Genomic DNA, 19,919 nt, shown 5'->3' on the forward strand with positions numbered 1-19,919 from the left:
CCATAATATATGGGCTATTGGCTGCTGTACCCAAACGGGTATGGCAGCTTTTTTATGTCTGCAACGAACGGAAAATCCGTAAAGTTCTATACAAAGTTTTTTGAGTTTGTAGTATAATCTATGGGTAATGCTTAACGAGTCAATAAGGAGGATGCAGAGGATGCATACATTTAGCACGGAGCTGGGGGGCAGACCCCTTACCATCGAAACAGGCAAGATTGCCAAGCAGGCCAATGGGTCTGTTCTCATCCGCTATGGGGAAACAGCCGTTGTGGTTGCTGTCACCGGTACGGATACACCGCGGGAAGGGGTTGATTTCTTTCCCCTGACGGTTGATTTTGAAGAGAAGATGTACGCTGTCGGGAAGATTCCTGGCGGCTTCCTGAGAAGAGAGGGCCGTCCGCCTGAAACGGCTATCCTGACGAGCCGTCTCATTGACCGACCAATCCGTCCCATGTTTCCTGATGGCTATCATAATGACGTGCAGATTGTTGCAACGGCTGTGTCCGTCGATCCCGATAATGCACCTGATATTCCTGCTATGATCGGTGCTTCCTGCGCTCTTTCCATTTCTGATATTCCTTTTGAAGGTCCGATTGCCGGTGTCCGTGTTGGCCGCGTGGATGGAAAATTCATCATCAACCCGACCCTTGAGCAGGCTGCGGTCAGCGAAATGAACGTTGCTGTTGCCGGAACCAAAGAGGCCATTCTCATGGTTGAAGCTGGGGCCAAGGAAGTTTCCGAACAGGTCATGCTTGATGCCATCTTGTTTGGACACGAAGAAATCAAGAAACTGGTTGCTTTTCAGGAACAGATTCAGGCTGAAGTAGGCAAACCCAAGATGGAATTTACCCCTTATGTGCCGCCTGAAGCCCTTTCCAAGGAAATCATGGAATACGGTGAACCGAAGATCCACGATGCCCTCATGGATCCCGATAAGCTTCATCGCGACAAGATGGTTTCCGAAACCAAGGAAGCGATCCTGGAACATTTTGTGGAGCTTTATCCTGAAAGTGAAATCGATATTGCCCATATTGTGCAGAAGCTTGTCAAGAAGGTCTTTCGTCACATCATTACCCATGATAAGATCCGTCCGGACGGCCGTGCCCTTGATGAGGTACGTCCTATCAGCTGCGAAGTTGGTCTTTTGGCCCGGCCTCATGGCTGCAGCCTCTTTACACGCGGTCAAACCCAGGTTCTCAACTGCCTTGCTTTGGCGCCGCTCCGCGAAGCCCAGACCCTTGATGGCCTTGGGACGGAGCTGACAAAACGTTACATCCACCACTACAATTTCCCGCCCTACAGCGTCGGTGAAACAAAACCCCTGCGCAGTCCGGGCCGCCGCGAAATCGGCCATGGTGCCCTGGCAGAACGGGCCTTGCTTCCGGTTATTCCTTCGGAAGAGGAATTTCCATACACGATCCGACTGGTTTCAGAAGTCCTGGAATCGAACGGTTCTTCCTCCATGGCCAGTACCTGCGCCAGCACCCTCAGCCTGATGGATGCCGGCGTGCCAATCAAGGCTCCTGTTTCCGGTGTGGCCATGGGCCTTGTCAAGGAAGGGGATGATATTACCATCCTGACGGATATTCAGGGCCTTGAAGACGCCAATGGTGATATGGACTTCAAGGTTGCCGGTACGGAAAAAGGCATTACGGCCATCCAAATGGATATCAAGATTGACGGCATCAACCGTCAGATCTTTGAACAGGCACTTGAACAGGCTCGCAAGGGCCGTGCCTATATCCTCGGCAAGATGCTTGAATGTATCCCGGCACCGCGGCCTTCCCTCAAGGAACATGCACCAAAAATTACGACCCTCAAGATCAATCCGGACAAGATCAAGGATGTGATTGGACCGGGCGGTAAGGTCATCAAGAAAATCACCGAGGAATCCGGTGCCAAGATTGATATCGAGGAAGATGGAACGGTTTACGTAGCTGCTGCTGATCAGGCCTCTGCCAACAAAGCTATTGAAGCCATCAATGCCATTACGGCTGAACCGGAAATTGGAAAGATTTATACAGGTAAAGTCACACGCCTGATGAATTTCGGCGCCTTTGTTGAATTCATGCCTGGCCGGGAAGGCTTGGTCCACATTTCGCAACTCGCCAAGGAACGGGTGGAAAAAGTGGAAGACGTGGTAAACGTGGGTGATGAAATTGTTGTTAAGCTCGTTGAAATCGACGCTAAGGGACGCATGAACCTGTCCCGCAAAGCGGCGCTGCAAAGCCACTGATTCTTGACCCTAAAAAGGGGCATGTTCTGAAAAAAGTCACGAACATGCCCCTTTCTTGCTATATCCAGATGGTAGAATGGGTTTCAACTTGTAAGGAGAGATCATCAATGGGATTTTTTAATTTCCATAAAAAAACAGAATTATTGGCCCCTATGACGGGACGTGTGATTCCTCTTGAAAAGGTGCCTGATGCCGTCTTTTCCCAAAAGACCCTAGGGGAGGGAGCGGCCATCATGCCTGAAGACGGTCTTGTAACCGCACCTTGTGACGGTACGATTGCCTATGTCCCGGATACGAAACATGCGATTGCCCTGACGAGTACCAAGGGAGTGGAAGTCTTGATCCATGTGGGAATCGACACCGTTTCCTTACAGGGGGAGGGCTTTGATGCCCTTGTAAAGGAAGGTGATTCCGTCTCAAGGGGACAGGGGCTTCTTCAGGTTGATCTTTCCCTTCTTGCCAGCAAGAAAATGAATCCTGTGACTCCCCTTGTTGTGACGGGTGGCGCGGCATCCATTACGCTGCTGCAAAAAGAAGGAACCCGTGTTGAAAGCGGAAAAGACGCCATTGTTTCTGTCAAGGAAGAGGAGGAGTGAAGCCATGGAAATCAACGGCAGCGGCGGCAGCCTTATCGAACGGAAATATCGTCTTCCTGTCACTGTCATTTGGCAGCTTGCCCTTGATACAGCCCGGGAGATGGAAATCAGCCTAAAGGAAGTGGATGAAAAGGAGCATCTTTTTCAGGGAAGTCTCCTCACGGGAGAAAAAACCTTTCTTTTTGGCGAGCCAAAGAAAAAAGAGGTTTCCCTCGTTGTGACGCCCGTAGAAGAAGGCTGTCAGGTCATCCTTGATATTCATAAGGAACGGATTGAGGTCTATAGCTTCCGGCCACAAAATAAGGAAACAGAAGCCTTCATGAAACGGCTTGAAGCTAAAATAGAGGCGTATACGCAGGACAGTCCTTGTCCTCACTGTGGCCGTCAGGTTCCTCATGATGCCAGATTCTGCCCCTACTGCGGCAATCTTTTGGCGTAAAGAAATAAAAAAGAACCAGTTACCGAAGTAACTGGTTCCTACCGTTTCCTCTAGCTTAGATGGCGCGGGTCACCTTGCCGGAACGTAAGCAGCGAGTGCAAACATTAACGCTCTTGACTTCGCCGTCTACAACTGCTTTGACCTTTTGAATGTTAGGTTTCCAAGAACGTTTCACATGTCTATTGGAATGGCTGACATTGTTGCCGCTCAGCTCACCTTTCTTGCAGATATCACAGATGCATGCCATGGTCCCACCTCCTTCTAGCTAATAAGGCAATGCTAATTTTTAACTCAATGCAAGTATTTTAACACAAACAAAGAGTTTCTTGCAAGTAAATTTTGGTGAAATCCTGAAGACCATAGGAAATGCCCCCATTAGGACAGAAAATCTGGTATGATTAAAAGAAATCATAGAGGAGGGATCCATCAATGAAAAAAATAGATGCCAAAACCCAGTCACTGCCATGGTGGAAAAAGCCCGTTTCCTCCTTGAAAGGGATTGGTCCTAAAAAGGCGATTGAGTTCGAAGGACTAGGAATTGTGACGATTGGAGACCTCTTGAATCATTTTCCCCGTCAAGGATGTTATCTTGATTATTCTCATGTAAAGACAATCCGGGAACTGACCCTTGATGGTTCCATGCAGCTTTTTCGCGGACAGATTGCCCGCATCATAAAACGGCGCAGTGCTCGGAATATGCGCTATGCGTCAGTCGTGGTCAGCGATGGGACGGCTTTTGCCGAAATCTTTCTTTTTGGGGCCCAAGTCTATGCCGTACGGTATCTGGAAAATGGGGATGATGTCCTTGTCATTGGGAAAGTCGGTCCGGGACGAACCGCCAAGGCTGTCACTCAGGCTGTCATTTCCAAGGTCAAAGATGAGCATCCGGAAGCTCCGGGTATCCTGCCGACCTATGCCTTAAGCGGCAGTCTTACCCAAAAAAATGTGCGTTCTGCTGTGCGCCAAGCCCTGCTTCTTGCAAAGCACCATCTCCCTGAATGCCTGCCTGATTGGATCATGAGAAAAAAAGGCTTCCTTTCCCGCTATGAGGCCTTGGAAGCCATTCACTTCCCGCCGTCCTTGGAAAAAATGGAAGAAGCAAGAAGACGCTTCATTTTTGAGGAACTCTTCTTTATCCAGTGTGGGCTTCTGCACCATCGAGCCAACATCAAGAAAAGGAGCCTAGGTATCAAGATGGGTCATTGCGGGCCCTTATGGCAGTCTGTTTTGGACCATTTAGGCTTTACCTTGACGGAAAGCCAAAAAAAAGCTTGGCAGGAAATCAATGATGATATGGAAAGTCCTGAACCCATGAATCGTCTCCTCCAAGGTGATGTTGGTTCAGGAAAGACGGCTGTCGCTATGCTGGCGCTTGCTAAAGCTGCTGAAAATGGCTATCAAGGCTGTCTGATGGCACCAACGGAAATCCTTGCAGAGCAGCATTACAAAGAAATGCAGAAGGTCTTGGAACCTTTGGGCATCCATACAGCCCTGCTTACGGGGAGCCTGGGGCAAGCGGCTCGGCGGGAGGTCTTGGAGGGACTTGCTGACGGCACCATCAAGGCCGTCGTTGGGACCTACGCTCTGATCCAAGATGCCGTTACTTTTCACTCCTTGGCACTTGCCATAACGGATGAACAGCATCGCTTTGGCGTGGAGCAGCGATCCCGCTTGTCGGGAAAATCAAGCTATACACCCCATGTCCTTGTCATGACAGCGACGCCCATTCCGCGAACCCTTGCCTTAACCGTTTATGGGGATCTTGATGTGTCTCTTATGAAGGGGCTCCCACCAGGACGCAAACCAATCAAGACCTTGTGCTACACCGATGAAAAACGGGCCGATGTCTATGCTGGCCTTATCCATCAAGTGAAAGAAGGGCATCAGGCTTACATTGTGGCCCCTCTGATTGAGGGTTCGGACACGGTCGATGCAAAATCCGCGACAGACCTATATGAGGAACTGACCCAGACTTTTTTGAAGGGTATTCCCTGCGGCCTCCTTCACGGACGCCTCAAAGCAGAGGAAAAGGATGCGGTCATGGCTGATTTTGTGAGTGGAAAGACCAAGGTCCTCATTGCTACAACGGTGATTGAAGTTGGCGTCAATGTACCCAATGCGACGCTGATGATCATTGAAGGGGCGGATCGTTTTGGACTGGCCCAGATGCACCAGCTCCGAGGCCGTGTCGGTCGTGGATCGAGTCAATCGTATTGTGTGCTGCTTACCGGTTCGAATCAGCCCCAGACATTGGAACGGCTCCAGATCATGCGCAGCTGCAGTGATGGCTTCCTGCTTGCCGAGAAAGATATGGAACTTCGAGGCGCCGGCCAGCTTTTTGGCGTTCGGCAGCATGGGCTGCCCGACCTCTATATTGCGGATATCCTTCGTGATACGGATACCCTTGTAGAAGCACGGGAATATGCCAAACGGATTATGGCCGATCCCCAAGGGGCCCGTTTCATTGAGGAAGGCGTCGCTACCACCCAGTTTGATGGACGGTTTGAACAGATTTTTAATTCCTGACTGAAGGATGGATGAAATGAATAAAAAAATTAATTGGAAAAGCGGAAGCTTTAAATGTATTACTTTTCTGCTTCTTATAGGATGCCTGTTGGCTATCCATGTTTTTGCGCCAGGCGTTACGGAAAATCTGTGTCATTTGGCCCGCGGTGGCAATCTTAAGGAGACAACGGATTATCTGAGGAGCTTTGGCCCTTGGGCCATCGTGGTCAGCTTTTTTCTCGATGTCCTCATCAATGCCCTCGGATTTTTGCCCTCCATTTTTTTATCAACGGCAAATGGTGTTATCTTTGGTTTGCCTCTTGGGATTACTGTATCCTGGCTGGCCGAAACCGTCGGTGTGGTGCTTAATTTTTTTGTGCTTCGCTATTTTTTGCGTGATGAAGCGGAAAAGCTCATTACAAAGAGCAATAACCTGAAGCGCCTTGATGAAATGAGCAGCAAGGGCGGGCTTACAGCTATGGCCCTTGCCCGGACGCTGCCTTATTTTCCGTCAGGAATCCTGACCGCGTTGGGCGCCGTAAGCCGGATGAGCGCACGGGATTATATTATTGCCAATCTGATTGGCAAATTCCCTTCAACCGCACTTGAAGTCGTCGTAGGGCATGATGTTGTCAATTTCCGGGCCCATATGGACCGCCTTGCCGTCTTGACTACCCTTGTTATCATCGTCTATGGGGGACTTCTGTACCACCGGAAACGGAAGGAGAAGAAATCGTCCTAGGATGTTATCGCTTCGTTTCAGATCCTTTCTAAACCTAATATTCACGGCAGTGAAACGTCTCTTGATCTGTAACTTACTATACAGATTAAGAGGCGTTTTTTACCGTTAAGGAAAGTCGTGCAAGAAAAGAAGGAAAATTCCAAGAAATCAGCGAAAAAGGATACCATGAGATTGTTACGAATAGATTCGATATAAAGGGGGCAATAACGTGAAAGAGTACACAGGTGATAAAATCAGGAACGTTGCTATTGTAGGGCACGGCGGTGCAGGGACGACTTCCCTTACGGAAGCCCTGCTTTATCGCAGCGGCGCCATCAGCCGGATGTGCAAAGTGGAGGATGGACAGACAACAACGGACTTTGAGCCAGAGGAAATCAAGCGCGGTGTTTCTGTCAGTGCGACCCTTGCGCCTGTTGAATGGAACGATGTCAAGATCAACTTCCTTGATACCCCGGGATTTGCTGATTTCGTAGCTGAAGTAAAGGGCGCTTTCCGCGCCGTTGACAGTGTGCTCATAGTGGTCAGTGCAACGAGCGGGGTCCAGATTGGAACGGAACAATGCTGGAATCTCGCAGAAGAAGCCGGATTGCCTCGATTGATTTTCGTTAATAAGATGGACCGTGAAAATGCTGACTTTGATCAAATCATGGATAACCTCCGGACCAAGATTGGTAAACGGGTTCTGCCGCTCCATCTGCCTTTGGGCAAGGAAGAGAATTTCTGTGGTGTCATCGACGTCTTCAATCAGAAGGCCTACCGCGGCAACGGCAATGGAGCCGATGAAATCGAAGTCCCGGATGAACTGAAGGACTGGGTCGCCGATGCTCACAGCAAGATGGTGGAAGCGGCTGTCGAAGCCGATGATGAGGTTATGGAAAAATACCTTGAAGGTGAGGAAATTCCAGACAATGTCATCATGAACTGCCTTGTTAAAGGTATCCGGCAAGGCATCATCTTCCCTGTGCTCTGCGGCAGTGCGTATAAGAACATTGGCCTTGGCCGCTGCCTGAATGCCATCGTAAACTATACTTTCCCCTCCGTTCTCAATGATTTTGAAGTGGAAAATCCGACCACCGGCAAAACGGAAGTCCGCGACTCGAACGCACCTATGGCTGCTCTCGTCTTTAAGACAACGGCAGATCCCTTTGTGGGCCGTCTGAGTTTTGTCAGGGTCTTTTCCGGTGCCATTTCGGCGGATAGTGCGGTCTATAATGCCAGCCGTGAGGAAATGGAAAAAGTCGGGCCTGTCTTTACCTTGCGCGGGAAGACGCAGATTCCTATGAAACAGATTGTAGCCGGTGATATTGGGGTCATTTCCCGTCTCCAGTTCACGGCAACGGGCGATACCTTAAGTGACAAGAACAACCCCGTCCTCTTTAAGCCCATTGAATTCCCGCTGCCTATGTACAGCCGGGCCATTTATCCGAAGAAGAAGGGTGATGAAGAAAAGATTGCCGGCGCTCTCACAAAACTCATGGATGAGGATCCGACCTTCATTGTAACTCGCAATAACGTAACAAAGGAAACGCTGATCAGTGGCATGGGGGATCAGCATCTTGAAATCATCATGGAGCGGATGACACGCAAGTTTGGTGTGGAAGCAGAACTTCGTGCACCGATTGTGGAATATAAGGAAACCATCCGCGGCACGGCAGAGGTTGAGGGCAAATACAAGAAACAAACGGGCGGTCATGGTCAGTATGGTCATGTTGTGGTTCGGCTTGAACCGCTGCCGCCTGGTGGAGGCTTTGAATTCGTCGATAAAATCTTCGGCGGTGCCGTTCCTCGCCAGTATATCCCAGCCGTAGAAAAGGGTATGCGCGAAGCCGTTGAACATGGAGTCCTTGCGGGCTATCCTGTAGTTGATATCAGGATCACCCTTCTTGATGGCTCCTATCATACGGTCGACTCTTCGGAAATGGCTTTTAAGGTGGCGGCTAACCAAGCCTTCCAGAAAGGCTGCGCGGAAGCAAAACCCGTTCTTATGGAACCGTATTATAACCTTGATGTTTACTGTGATGAACGGGTTACTGGCGACGTTATTTCCGACCTTAACAGCAAGCGGGGCCGCATCATGGGTATGCAGACCGCTGAAGATGGAAGAAGCTGTATCAAGGCCCAAGTGCCATATGCGGAGATCCTTGATTATGCAGTTGACCTCCGTGCCTTGACCCAAGGAACCGGAACCTTTGAGATGAAGTTCGATCATTATGAGGACGTTCCGCCAAAAATGGCTGAAAAGATCATTGAGGAGGCCAAGGAAAAAGAAGGAAAATAAGCACGTCATGGCCGCTGCCGCAGGCAGCGGCCCCTTTTTTGGAAGCTTTGTTGCGAAACCAAGCCAAATATCCTATAATCGTAAGGAAAGACCCAATATCCGAGTTATGGTAGGAGGAATATTGTTTTCATGAAAAAAATTGATCAAGAAAGCATCAATACCTTACGTTTCTTGTCCATTGATGAAGTCCAGGCTGCCAATTCCGGCCATCCCGGCCTTCCCCTTGGAACGGCTCCGCTTATGTATACGATCTGGGATCGTTTCATGAAGGTGAACCCCAAGGATCCGTCTTGGTTCGACCGCGATCGTTTTGTTCTTTCGCCAGGCCATGGTTCTGCCCTGCAATATGCCATGCTTCATTTGGCTGGATACAAGGTCTCCCTTGATGATTTGAAACAATTCCGTCAGTGGGGGTCCCTGACCCCGGGCCATCCGGAATATGGGGTCACGCCCGGTGTTGATGTTTCAACTGGTCCTTTAGGTCATGGATTTGCCATGGCCGTAGGTCTTGCCATGGCAGAAAAGATGCTTGCTGCCCGCTACAACAAAAAGGGGTTCCCCGTGGTAGACCATTATACCTATGGCATCACAAGCGACGGCGACCAGATGGAGGGTGTTGCTTCTGAAGCCGCTTCCCTTGCAGGGACGCTGGGACTAGGCAAATTAATTTTCCTTTATGACGATAACAAGATCACTATCGAAGGCCATACGGACATTGCCTTCAAGGAAGACGTGGGGGCTCGTTTTGTTGCCTATGGATGGCAGGTATTGCGTGTTTCTACCTCTGAGGATGTGGAAGAACTGGCCAAAGCCATCAAGGAAGCCAAAAGAGAAAAGAACCGTCCTTCCCTCATTATTGTTCCCACCCATATTGGTTTTGGCAGTCCGCGCCAGGATATGGCCAGTGCGCACGGCGAACCGCTGGGCGCTGAGAATGTGGCTGCCACTAAAAAAGCCGCCGGTTGGGATCCGGAAAAGTCCTTCTATGTGCCTGATGAAGTGCGGGCTCATTTCGAAGAAAAGATTCCCGCGGCAGAACGAAAAGAGGCTGAATGGGAAGCCCTTCTTGATGAATACGCCAAAAAATATCCTGATCTTGCAGCAGAACTGGTGGACCGCATGAATGGGAAGGTCGATCTTGATCTCAAGAAACTCATGGCTATCTTTGATGGTACGGAAAGCGCGGCTACACGTGCTGCTTCCGGTACAGTCCTGCAAAGCCTTGCCGATGCACTGCCAAGCCTTGTCGGCGGCAGTGCTGACCTTGGGCCATCCAACAAGACTGAAATGAAGGGCAAGGGGTTCTTCTCCGCGAGAACACCGGAAGGCCGCAATATCCACTTTGGAATCCGCGAACATGCCATGGGCTGTATCGTCAATGGGCTGAGCCTCCACGGCGGGCTCCTGCCTTTTGGCGCGACCTTCCTTGTCTTTGCTGATTTCATGCGTCCTGCTATCCGTATGGCCGCACTGATGGGCATTGGCAGCCATTTTGTCTTTACCCACGACAGCATCTTTGTCGGTGAAGATGGTCCGACCCATCAGCCTGTTGAACAGGCCATGAGCCTGCGGCTGATTCCTAACGTTTCCGTCATTCGGCCTGCTGATGCCCTTGAAACAGCGGCTGCTTGGAAGACGGCCTGTGAAACAAAAGACCGTCCGACCTGTCTGCTTCTTACCCGTCAGGGTATGCCCGTTCTTCATGATTATGCCAAAGTGATTGCTAAGGGTGCACCCAAAGGCGCTTACATCCTGAGCCCTTGCCCGAAAGAAGAAGACCTCAAGGCCGTTATCATTGCTACAGGCAGTGAAGTTCATTTAGCCCTTGAAGCCCAGAAAAAATTGACGAAACGTCATATCGGCGTTCAAGTTGTTTCCATGCCCAGCTGGGATCTTTTTGACAGCCAGAGTGCAGCCTACAGACGCCGCGTCCTTCCCAAGGATGTACCGGCGATTGCCGTCGAAGCAGGTGTCCGTACGGGCTGGGCCCGCTATACGGGCAGCGAGGACCACGTCATCGGTATCGATACATTTGGCGCTTCTGGTCCGGGTAAGACGGTCTATAAAGAATATGGATTCACCGTTGATCATATCGTTGATATGGTCCGCAAAGTAAAGTAGGGAGCCCGGCTCCTACGGTTCTTGGCGTCCTGTCAAATTGGCAGGACGCTCTTTGTACAGGAAAGGAAGATCCATCATGAAACATCTGCTCACCATTGCAGGTTCTGATTCCTCCGGCGGCGCGGGAATCCAGGCTGATCTAAAGACGTTTGCTGCCCATGGCACCTTTGGAATGAGTGTTATTACTGCAGTAACCGCCCAAAATACGACCGGCGTTACGAGAATCCAAAATATTGACGCTGAAGTTGTCGCCGCCCAGATTGATGCAGTTTTTTCCGATATTCATGTCGATGCCGTCAAGGTGGGCATGGTTTCCATTACGCCCATCATCGAGACCATTGCGAAAAAGATGAAAGCCTATGTACCTTCCTATCTTGTTGTCGATCCGGTCATGGTGGCGACAAGCGGAGCCTATCTTCTTGAGGAGACGGCCCGGCGGACCCTCTTGGAAAAGCTCCTGCCCCTTGCTTCAGTCATCACGCCGAATATGATGGAAGGAGAAGTCCTATCAGGCATGACAATCCGCTCAAAAGACGATATGGAAAAGGCAGCCCATGCAATCCTAGATGCCTGCGGTGCGGCTGTGCTCCTTAAGGGCGGTCATCTTGCCCAGACTGCTGATGACTATCTTTTGGAAAAAGATGGGCGCGGGACTTGGCTTTTGGGCCGTCATATCGATAACTCCAATACGCATGGAACGGGCTGCAGTTTATCGTCCGCCCTTGCTTCAGAATTGGCTTTGGGCCACACCCTTCCAGAAGCGGCTCAACTTGCCAAGGACTATGTGGCACTCGGCATTGAGCATGGCCTTCCTGTCGGTCATGGGCACGGCCCTATCCATCACTTTGTCTCTCTTTATGAAAAGGCAGGGATTGGGAAATGATGCCCCTTGAAAAGGCCTTTTGCTCCATCAGTGAGGCCATGCGGTCCCATCATCCGTTGGTTCATCACATAACAAATTATGTGACGGCCGGATTCTGTGCGGATGCGGCCCTTGCCATTGGGGCATCTCCCATGATGGCTGACGAGGAAGGGGAAATGCCCGCCATCTCACAGCTTTCTGACGCTTTGGTCCTCAATTTGGGAACTATGAATGAACGAACCTATGGCGCCATGAAAAAAGCCCTTGTCGGAACCGCTGCCTGTGGACGGCCTATCCTGCTTGACCCTGTTGGGGTCATGTCGTCGTCCTTCCGCTTTGATGCGGCCCGTACCCTGCTTCAGACTGGGGCCATCACGGTCATCAAGGGCAACAGTGCCGAAGGAAAGGCCCTCCTTTCTTGGCAGGGCGAAGGGGGAAAGGGCGTGGATTCCCTTTCTGATGACCATCCGGAACGGATTGCCAAAGCTTTGGCCTGCAAGTTTCACTGCACGGCTGCTGTAACGGGTGCCACTGATGCTGTAAGCGACGGAACCGTAACTTATCTGGCTCATAATGGAACGGCTTATCTGGGCCGGATTACGGGGGCTGGCTGCATGACGGGAACGCTTATGGCGGCAGCCCTGGGAGTCTATCCTGAATCCCCCCTTTATGCTGCCCTATGGGGCCTTACGGTCATGAATACGGGAGCTGAACTTGCGGAAAAGGACGTTCCCGGCCCTGGGACCTTCCGGGCCCATTTGATGGATGCCATCAGCCAACACGAGGGGCATAGGCTTTATAACCTTTTTAAAGGAGGGCCAGCAAAATGAAACGAACCATTGATTACAGCCTCTATTTGGTCACGGACCGAAAGGTGACGGACAAAAAGGGCCGCGATTTTTATGAAGCTGTCGAAGAAGCCCTCCAAGCGGGCATTACTTTGGTCCAGCTGAGGGAAAAGGACGTGACGACGGAAGAACGTATTGCCATTGGCCGCAAGGTCAAGATCCTGTGCGACCACTACGACGTACCGCTTCTTGTCGATGACGATATTGCCTGCGCCAAGGCCATCGGCGCTGATGGGGTCCATTTGGGACAAAGCGATGAATCCCTTGCCCGGGGACGGCAGGAATTAGGAAATGATGCCATCATCGGTATTTCTGCCCATAACCTTGAAGAGGCGCAGGCGGCCCTTCGTGGCGGCGCCGATTACCTCGGCGTGGGCGCCCTTTACCCAACAGAGACTAAAAAGGATGCGTCCTGTCTAGGCCTCGGTCCCTTCCGGGAAATCATTGCGGCCATTTCCCTTCCCATTGTTGGAATCGGCGGTATCGGTAAAAAGGAATTCCCGGAAGTCATGAAGTGCGGGGCCGCAGGCTGCGCCATGATCAGTTCTATTCTCGGCGCCGAAGACATCACAGCAACGGTAAAGGCCATGAAGATGGCCTATGAGGCTCTGCGCAAAGGGGAGTAGCCTATGCGGGAAAAAAGAAAGATTGAACGTTTGGGGCGGAAGGCCATTACCGCTTTTACAAAACGCCTGACTGATGAAATCTTCCTGTTCATCGAGCGCGACCCGGCCCTTTTGAAGGAATACAAGGAAGCGGTGAAAACCTATTCGGCCCACAGCGTCAATGCAACCTTGGGCAAGATGATTGCCGAAGCTTATGGCCTAGGCAATCTCCAAAAGGAAAGCAATCCGGACAGTGCGCTCTTAAAGCGTTATACCTGTCATTATGTCTATTGGGATCGCAACAAGGAAGAAAAGAAACGGCGGGAAAAGGAACGGGAACAGGCCTTGGGGCTTTTTGGCAGAAGCAGGAGAAAACGTAGGACAAAGGCTGTCAAAAAGCCTCGTGTGGCGTCTGCTCCGTCCCTTGAAAAGAATCTCTTCGATGGGTCAGGACATGACCCATCAGTATCATGATAAAGGATCCGTGGAGGAAGTTCTCCTCCCACATTCCTTTTTCCTAGGAGGGAAAAAGCTTCATGCAGGATGAGACGCTGTTTGCCAAAAGGATCCGCATTGGCAGACTTTATGATGTATATGGGAGTCTTCTTACGGTGCGGCAGCAAAAAATCATGGAACAGTATTTTTATGATGACCTGTCCCTTGGCGAGATTGCTGATGCCGGCGGAACAAGCCGGCAGGCTGTCTATGATCTCTTAAAGCGAGTAGAGGAGTCCCTTGAAAAGTATGAAAAGAAGCTCCGCGTCCTCCAAAAGGAAGAATCCATGCAGTTTGAACTGCGGGGGGCCCTCCATCTCCTGGGTGCGCTCAAGGAAGAAGGACTAGGGGATGAACGGCTTCAAAAAATTGAAGACATCATCCATAAGGTCATGGGTGATGCATGAAAATCAGGTGTCAAGGGAAAATACTTGACACCTTGCTGTTTATCCGCTATACTACATAAGTCGGTAAAGGACCTAGAGGTCCCACGGCCAGACAGAAAGCAGGTACACCATGGCTTTTGAAATGCTGACCGATAAATTGACGGCAGCCATCCAAAAGATTCGCGGCCAAAAGACCGTTACGGAGCAGGACCTTAAGGAAACCTTGAGGGACGTGCGGTTGGCCCTTTTGGAAGCAGATGTCAATTTCAAGGTTGTCAAGGAATTTACCACAAAGATCAAGGAACGGGTGCAAGGTCAAAAAATTGATCCTAACCTGACCGCTGGTCAATATATCGTCAAAGTCGTCCACGAGGAACTGATAGCCCTTTTAGGCGGGGAACAGAGCAAGCTCCAATTTTCCTCGAATCCACCTACGGTGATCATGCTTGCCGGGCTTCAGGGTGCAGGTAAGACTACTTCCATCGGAAAGCTGGCCAATTACCTCCGCAAAAATGGAAAGAAGCCGCTCATGGTTGCTGGTGACGTTTATCGTCCCGCTGCCATTACCCAGCTCGAAGTCATTGGAAAGGAACTGGACATGCCAGTCTTTTCCATGGGCAGTGAGGTCTCCCCTGTGACGATTGCCCAAGAGGCCATCAAAAGGGCCAATGCCCTTTTGTGCGATACGGTCCTCATCGATACAGCCGGGCGATTGCATATTGATGAAAAGCTCATGGATGAGCTGAAAAACATCAAAACCGCGGTTCATCCAGATGAAATCCTTCTTGTCGTCGACGCAATGACGGGACAGGATGCCGTGACGGTTGCAGAGGCCTTCAATAAAGCCCTTGGGATTACGGGCCTTATTGTGACGAAACTTGATGGCGACGCTCGCGGTGGTGCTGTTCTCAGCGTCAAATCCGTAGCCGATTGCCCGGTGAAGTTTGTAGGTATGGGTGAAAAGCTGGATGCACTCCAGCCATTTTATCCGGACCGCATGGCTTCCCGCATCCTTGGAATGGGGGATGTCCTATCCCTCATAGAAAAGGCCCAAGAGGCCATTGATGTTGATTCGGCCAAGAGACTGGCTGAGTCAATGAAACATAACGAGTTCACCCTCGATATGTTCCTTGACCAAATGAAACAGGTCAAGAGGCTGGGTTCCTTGGAATCCATCCTGAGCATGATTCCCGGCATGGGAAAATTCAGCAAGCAGTTTGAAGGCGTGGATCTTGATGGCAAGGAAGTCCGCAGGTTGGAGGCCATCATCACGTCCATGACTCCGAAGGAGCGGCAGAATCCCCGCATTATCAACGGGTCCCGTCGTAAGCGCATTGCCGCGGGCTGTGGCCAGCGTGTCCAGGATGTCAATCGCTTGCTCAAGCAGTTTGAAGAGAGCAAGAAGCTCATGAAGACCATGCAGGGGATGAACAAGTATGCACGGAAAGGCAGATTCAAACTGCCTTTCATGCAATAAATCAAATTCCTTTAAGGAGGTGAAAATTGTGGCAGTAAAAATTCGTCTGAAACGTATGGGTGCTAAGAAAAGACCCTTCTATCGTATCGTTGTTGCCGATGAACGCGCTCCGCGTGATGGCCGCATCATTGAAACGGTTGGGACCTACGATTCCAACGTCGATCCTGCTGTTGTAAAGATTGATGAGGAAAAGGCTCTGAGCTGGATGATGAAAGGCGCACAGCCGACGGATACGGTTCGCTCCATGTTCAGCAAGGAAGGCCTCATGACCAAACTGGCTGACAAGAAGGCTGCGAAATAAGGAGGAGACCTATGAAAGAGATAGTTGAAGTCATTGCTAAGGCTATCGTCAATCATCCCTCCGAGGTGCAGGTGGAGGAAGAAAGGCGTGGTTCCACTGTCGTTCTTAAACTCCACGTGGCACCCGATGATATGGGTAAGGTCATCGGCAAGCAAGGCCGGATTGCAAAAGCCATCCGTATGGTCATGAAGGCCGCGGCCACCCGTGAAAATGTCAAAGTGATCGTCGATATTGATTAAAGGTGGGCAAACCATGGATAAAATGATCGTAAAAGTCCCTGTAACCATTAAGGCGAAGGTGACGGAAGATCTGAAGGCACAACTGATTGCCGATATGAAACGCCAGGTCCAGGCTGCTGAACTTGATTTTGAACGGTTCCAATTCAGTGCCAAAAAGGCCTTGGATAACAATGCCGGCGCCGCTCCCCAGCTGGTTGCCAGCATGCGGGACCAGATTGAATACGAAAAGAACCAACGTGGCCATGCTCTCCAGGAGCTTAAAGATAAACTGGAACGAGCAGAAAACCTCGAAATCGGTAGCGAAATCGGTCACGGCACATTGGAGCGTTCCGTGGAAATTACCATAGGGTCCGATCTGGAAGCCCTCATGGGCGCTGAAATTGTCGTTGAAGACGGCAAGGTCATTGCATTTCGGGCGTGATGACCATGGAACAGCAAATTGTGATTGGCAAAATCGTCGCCCCGCATGGTGTGCGGGGCGAATTTCGTATCATGCCCCTGACCGACCAGCCGCAGCGCTATGCCAAGATGAAGATTGTCCATCTTGATGATGGACGGGATCTCACGGTTGTTTCCGTTCGGCAGCATAAAAATGTCTATCTCATGATGGTGAAGGAAATCACCAATATGGACGAAGCCGAAGCCCTGCGGGGCCGTCAGCTTGTCATTTCCCCCAAGGAACTTCCTCCCTTGCCGAAAGGACAGTTCTATGTGCGGGATATCTTGGGATTTGCTGTCGAAAGTCCTGACGGGGAAGCCTTTGGCACCGTAAAGGATGTCATTTCCCCGGGCAGTACCGATGTTTTTGTGATTGCTTCCCCGACAGGCGAGGAGATTCTCCTTGCCGCCATCAAGGAGAACATCCTTACCATCGATTGGGCAGAGCATAAGGTTGTTGCTAAACTGCCGGAGTGGATTTGATGAAATTTGTTTTTATTACCTTGTTCCCTGAACTCATTGCAGGCGCCGCTTCCGTGAGTATCTTGGGACGGGCCCAAAAAGAAGGCCTCATTGAGGTTCTTTGCGTCAATCCCCGTGATTATGCGACGGACCGCCACCGCAGCGTTGACGATACAACCTGCGGCGGCGGTGCCGGCATGGTCCTGCGTGTGGACACATATCTGGCGGCTCTTGAAAAAGCCAGGTGCCTTGCCCCGGATGCACTTGTGGCTGCGCTGACGCCTGTAGGTGAAACTCTTTGCCAAGCACGCGTCACCGCTCTTTCCCGAGCTGGCCGGGATCTTATTTTTCTTTGCGGCCATTATGAAGGGTTCGATGAGCGGATCCTAGAGGAAGCTGATCTGCGCCTATCCGTAGGGGATTTTGTCATGACAGGCGGTGAATTACCCGCGCTTTCCGTTATGGACGCGGTCGCTCGTTTCGTGCCAGGCGTTCTGGGAAAACTGGTGAGCGCCGAAGAGGACTCTTTTTCCGGTTCCCTTTTGGAGCATCCTCAGTACACGCGGCCCATTTCTTATGAGGGGAAAAAAGTGCCGGATATTCTCCTATCTGGAGATCACGAAAAGATTGGTGCCTGGCGCCGTAAGAAAGAATTTGAAGCCACGCTCCAGCACCGTCCGGATCTTTTTTCGACAATGACGTGGCAAAAAGGAGACGGCCGGCTCTTTCTTGAGATGCTTGGAGAACGGCACAAAAAATAGGGCAGCTGCAGCCCTTACCAGGGAGGAAAACTTCTTGCATGGGGTTTTCCCTTATGGTATAATACAGCGTATGCATTAACGGGCGGTCCGCTGTTAGCACGTGGCTAGACATGAACGTCTTGGATTCTGAGGAGGAACTAGTAAATGAACGTTATCGAAGCAATTGAAAAGGAACAGCTGCGTTCCGACATTCCTGACTTCCGTCCCGGCGATACCCTGAAAGTATACGTCAAGGTTGTTGAAGGAAACCGTGAACGTGTTCAGTTATTTGAAGGTGTCTGTATCTCCCGCAACGGTACTGGTGTCCGTGAAATGTTCACCGTCCGCCGTATCGCATCCGGTGTTGGTGTAGAAAGAACGTTCCCCGTGCATTCTCCGCGTCTGGAAAAGATTACTGTTTCCCATCGTGGTATTGTTCGGAGAGCCAAACTGTACTACTTGCGCAAACTTACGGGTAAAGCTGCCCGCATCAAGGAGCGCCGCTAATTGGAAAACGAAAAGGGGGCTGTCCTGCAGTCCTCTTTTTTTGTATACGAGAGACATGTTGCTGTATCATGTTAGAAACAGGTGAAATCCATGAGTGAAGAAAAAGAAAAGAAATCCTGGCAGGATACTGCCAGTGACTGGCTGTTTTCCATTATCATCGCTGTGGTCCTGGCTCTGGGAATCCGAACTTTTCTGGTCGAGCCCTATATGGTTTCCGGTCCGTCCATGCGGCCTACCCTGCAGAATGAAGAACGTCTGATTGTCAATAAGCTGGTTTACTACCTGCGTGAGCCGCAGCGGGGGGAAATCATTGTCTTCAAGTACCCCAGTGATACGCGGCGTGATTTCATCAAGCGTGTCATTGCTGTTGGCGGGGATACCATTGAAATCCGAGATGGCAAGACCTTCGTCAATGGGGAAGCCATTGATGAAAGCTATATCAAGGAGCCCTTTCATACCAATTACGGAAAGGTGACGGTCCCTAAGGGATTTATTTTTGTTATGGGCGATAACCGCAACAATTCCGAAGACAGTCGTTATGCTGATGTGGGTTTTGTTGATCTGTCCCTTGTGAAAGGAAAGGCCAGTGTTGTCTTTTGGCCTTTCTCGGAATTCAAGGCCCTGCCGTAAGGAGGGGAATTCATGCCAGAACTTTTGGAAGGCTATGCCTTTACGATCCAGTGGTTCCCCGGTCATATGACAAAGGCCAAACGGCAGATGGAAAGCGAGCTTAGGATGGTTGATGTCGTCGTTGAGCTCCTTGATGCTCGCATTCCTCGGGCAAGTGCCAACCCGCTCCTTAAAGGACTCATTGGCAGTAAGGTAAAGATTGTAGCCCTAAACAAAACGGATATGGCTGACCCCCTTGCCACCAAGGCCTGGCTTACCTATTTCAAGGAAGCGGGCCTTAAGGCTTTGGAAGTTGACTGCCAAAAAGGACGCGGGGTCAAAGCCCTTCTGACGGCAATGCGGGAAGCCGGACAGCCGGTAATTGATAAGTGGCTGAAAAAAGGCGTGCGGAACCATCCCATCCGAATCATGATTGTGGGGATCCCTAATGTAGGAAAATCGACACTTATCAATCGCATCTTGGGAAAAAACAAGGCGGCGGCCCAGAATCGTCCCGGCGTGACCCGCAATACACAATGGGTGGAAATTGGAAAGAATCTAGAACTTCTTGATACGCCTGGCGTGCTTTGGCCAAAGTTTGAAAAGGTGGAAACCGGTTTTCACCTTGCTGTGACAGGCGCCATCAAGGAAGACGTCTTTGATCGGGAAATGGCTGCCTCCATTCTGCTCTTGCGCCTTAAAAAGCGGTATCCTCAGGAACTGGGTGCCTCTTATGGCATTGCCGTGGAAGAGATGGATACGGCCGAATCCCTCCTTGATAAAATCGGCCGGGCACGGGGTGCCTTAAAGAGCGGTGGGGAAGTAAACCGTTCCAAGGTTGTCGATCTTTTTCTCCGCGATTTTAAATTTGGGAAATTGGGTCCCATGACACTGGAAGAACCCTAAACGCAGACTGCTGTACTTTTTGTGCAGCAGTCTTTTTGCTTTTTGATAAAACAATTCATTAGGGCCGTTCATCCCTTGAAAAAGGACTTTTAGCACGCTTGGAGACCCATTCAGCCAAAGCACC

General features: G+C 50.7%; 22 protein-coding genes. 21 read left to right on the top strand and 1 reads right to left on the bottom strand.

What is annotated here, in order from left to right; genetic code table 11:
* The first annotated feature begins 160 nt into the window (after positions 1–160).
* The 3 genes from HMPREF1246_RS04970 to HMPREF1246_RS04980 all read left to right on the top strand — a co-directional run bounded on the left by HMPREF1246_RS04970 (position 161) and on the right by HMPREF1246_RS04980 (position 3,274).
* Positions 161–2,239, top strand: coding sequence for a polyribonucleotide nucleotidyltransferase (locus HMPREF1246_RS04970; protein ID WP_014128123.1), 2,079 nt, complete (start codon positions 161–163; stop codon positions 2,237–2,239).
* Positions 2,240–2,346: 107 nt separating this feature from the next.
* Entirely contained in the window at positions 2,347–2,835 is a 489-nt protein-coding gene (locus tag HMPREF1246_RS04975) for a PTS glucose transporter subunit IIA (protein WP_014128124.1), read from the top strand.
* A gap of 4 nt (positions 2,836–2,839) precedes the next feature.
* Complete coding sequence (locus tag HMPREF1246_RS04980) at positions 2,840–3,274, top strand: zinc ribbon domain-containing protein (protein WP_014128125.1); 435 nt, start codon at positions 2,840–2,842, stop codon at positions 3,272–3,274.
* A 55-nt stretch (positions 3,275–3,329) separates the two neighbouring features.
* Here the strand turns inward: HMPREF1246_RS04980 and rpmB are convergent, their stop codons facing one another.
* Positions 3,330–3,521: a 50S ribosomal protein L28 gene (gene rpmB, locus HMPREF1246_RS04985; RefSeq protein WP_009016002.1), complete on the bottom strand. Its 192-nt coding sequence runs from the start codon at positions 3,519–3,521 to the stop codon at positions 3,330–3,332.
* 182 nt (positions 3,522–3,703) lie between these two features.
* On the opposite strand from rpmB, the gene recG reads away from it, so the two are divergent.
* The 18 genes from recG to ylqF all read left to right on the top strand — a co-directional run bounded on the left by recG (position 3,704) and on the right by ylqF (position 19,795).
* Positions 3,704–5,800 (top strand): ATP-dependent DNA helicase RecG, encoded by a 2,097-nt coding sequence (recG, locus tag HMPREF1246_RS04990; RefSeq protein WP_014128126.1) that lies wholly within the window; start codon positions 3,704–3,706, stop codon positions 5,798–5,800.
* Positions 5,801–5,816: 16 nt separating this feature from the next.
* Positions 5,817–6,521, top strand: a complete 705-nt coding sequence (locus HMPREF1246_RS04995) for a TVP38/TMEM64 family protein (protein ID WP_009016004.1) — start codon at positions 5,817–5,819, stop codon at positions 6,519–6,521.
* A gap of 208 nt (positions 6,522–6,729) precedes the next feature.
* On the top strand, positions 6,730–8,799 hold the full coding sequence (gene fusA, locus HMPREF1246_RS05000; RefSeq protein ID WP_009016005.1) for an elongation factor G: 2,070 nt from the start codon (positions 6,730–6,732) through the stop codon (positions 8,797–8,799).
* A gap of 129 nt (positions 8,800–8,928) precedes the next feature.
* Entirely contained in the window at positions 8,929–10,920 is a 1,992-nt protein-coding gene (gene tkt / locus HMPREF1246_RS05005) for a transketolase (RefSeq protein ID WP_009016006.1), read from the top strand.
* Between the two features lie 76 nt (positions 10,921–10,996).
* Positions 10,997–11,803, top strand: a complete 807-nt coding sequence (gene thiD, locus HMPREF1246_RS05010; RefSeq protein ID WP_009016007.1) for a bifunctional hydroxymethylpyrimidine kinase/phosphomethylpyrimidine kinase — start codon at positions 10,997–10,999, stop codon at positions 11,801–11,803.
* On the top strand, positions 11,800–12,612 hold the full coding sequence (gene thiM, locus HMPREF1246_RS05015; protein WP_009016008.1) for a hydroxyethylthiazole kinase: 813 nt from the start codon (positions 11,800–11,802) through the stop codon (positions 12,610–12,612). Before thiD ends, thiM begins: the two co-directional genes overlap by 4 nt.
* Positions 12,609–13,256, top strand: coding sequence for a thiamine phosphate synthase (gene thiE, locus HMPREF1246_RS05020; protein ID WP_009016009.1), 648 nt, complete (start codon positions 12,609–12,611; stop codon positions 13,254–13,256). The genes thiM and thiE overlap by 4 nt, the downstream gene beginning before the upstream one ends.
* Before the next feature lie 3 nt (positions 13,257–13,259).
* Positions 13,260–13,709 (top strand): hypothetical protein, encoded by a 450-nt coding sequence (locus HMPREF1246_RS05025; RefSeq protein ID WP_021736917.1) that lies wholly within the window; start codon positions 13,260–13,262, stop codon positions 13,707–13,709.
* 62 nt (positions 13,710–13,771) lie between these two features.
* Positions 13,772–14,137 carry a YlxM family DNA-binding protein gene (gene ylxM, locus HMPREF1246_RS05030; protein WP_009016011.1) on the top strand — a complete coding sequence of 122 codons (366 nt, stop codon included), beginning with the start codon at positions 13,772–13,774 and terminating at the stop codon, positions 14,135–14,137.
* A gap of 109 nt (positions 14,138–14,246) precedes the next feature.
* The gene (gene ffh, locus HMPREF1246_RS05035; protein ID WP_014128129.1) at positions 14,247–15,593 is read left to right on the top strand and encodes a signal recognition particle protein; all 1,347 of its coding nucleotides are present in this window, start codon (positions 14,247–14,249) and stop codon (positions 15,591–15,593) included.
* A 28-nt stretch (positions 15,594–15,621) separates the two neighbouring features.
* Positions 15,622–15,894: a 30S ribosomal protein S16 gene (rpsP, locus tag HMPREF1246_RS05040; RefSeq protein WP_016459745.1), complete on the top strand. Its 273-nt coding sequence runs from the start codon at positions 15,622–15,624 to the stop codon at positions 15,892–15,894.
* 11 nt (positions 15,895–15,905) lie between these two features.
* Entirely contained in the window at positions 15,906–16,133 is a 228-nt protein-coding gene (locus tag HMPREF1246_RS05045; RefSeq protein ID WP_009016014.1) for a KH domain-containing protein, read from the top strand.
* A gap of 13 nt (positions 16,134–16,146) precedes the next feature.
* Positions 16,147–16,554, top strand: coding sequence for a YlqD family protein (locus HMPREF1246_RS05050; protein ID WP_009016015.1), 408 nt, complete (start codon positions 16,147–16,149; stop codon positions 16,552–16,554).
* A 5-nt stretch (positions 16,555–16,559) separates the two neighbouring features.
* The gene (gene rimM / locus HMPREF1246_RS05055; protein ID WP_035196225.1) at positions 16,560–17,054 is read left to right on the top strand and encodes a ribosome maturation factor RimM; all 495 of its coding nucleotides are present in this window, start codon (positions 16,560–16,562) and stop codon (positions 17,052–17,054) included.
* Positions 17,054–17,794, top strand: a complete 741-nt coding sequence (gene trmD / locus HMPREF1246_RS05060) for a tRNA (guanosine(37)-N1)-methyltransferase TrmD (RefSeq protein ID WP_014128132.1) — start codon at positions 17,054–17,056, stop codon at positions 17,792–17,794. The genes rimM and trmD overlap by 1 nt, the downstream gene beginning before the upstream one ends.
* 144 nt (positions 17,795–17,938) lie before the next feature.
* Complete coding sequence (gene rplS, locus HMPREF1246_RS05065) at positions 17,939–18,280, top strand: 50S ribosomal protein L19 (protein WP_009016018.1); 342 nt, start codon at positions 17,939–17,941, stop codon at positions 18,278–18,280.
* A 90-nt stretch (positions 18,281–18,370) separates the two neighbouring features.
* Positions 18,371–18,910 carry a signal peptidase I gene (gene lepB / locus HMPREF1246_RS05070; protein ID WP_009016019.1) on the top strand — a complete coding sequence of 180 codons (540 nt, stop codon included), beginning with the start codon at positions 18,371–18,373 and terminating at the stop codon, positions 18,908–18,910.
* Positions 18,911–18,922: 12 nt separating this feature from the next.
* On the top strand, positions 18,923–19,795 hold the full coding sequence (ylqF, locus tag HMPREF1246_RS05075; RefSeq protein ID WP_009016020.1) for a ribosome biogenesis GTPase YlqF: 873 nt from the start codon (positions 18,923–18,925) through the stop codon (positions 19,793–19,795).
* Positions 19,796–19,919: the final 124 nt, after the last annotated feature.

This window comes from Acidaminococcus sp. BV3L6 (genome assembly GCF_000468835.1).
In the GTDB taxonomy this organism is placed as follows: Bacteria; Bacillota; Negativicutes; order Acidaminococcales; family Acidaminococcaceae; genus Acidaminococcus; species Acidaminococcus intestini.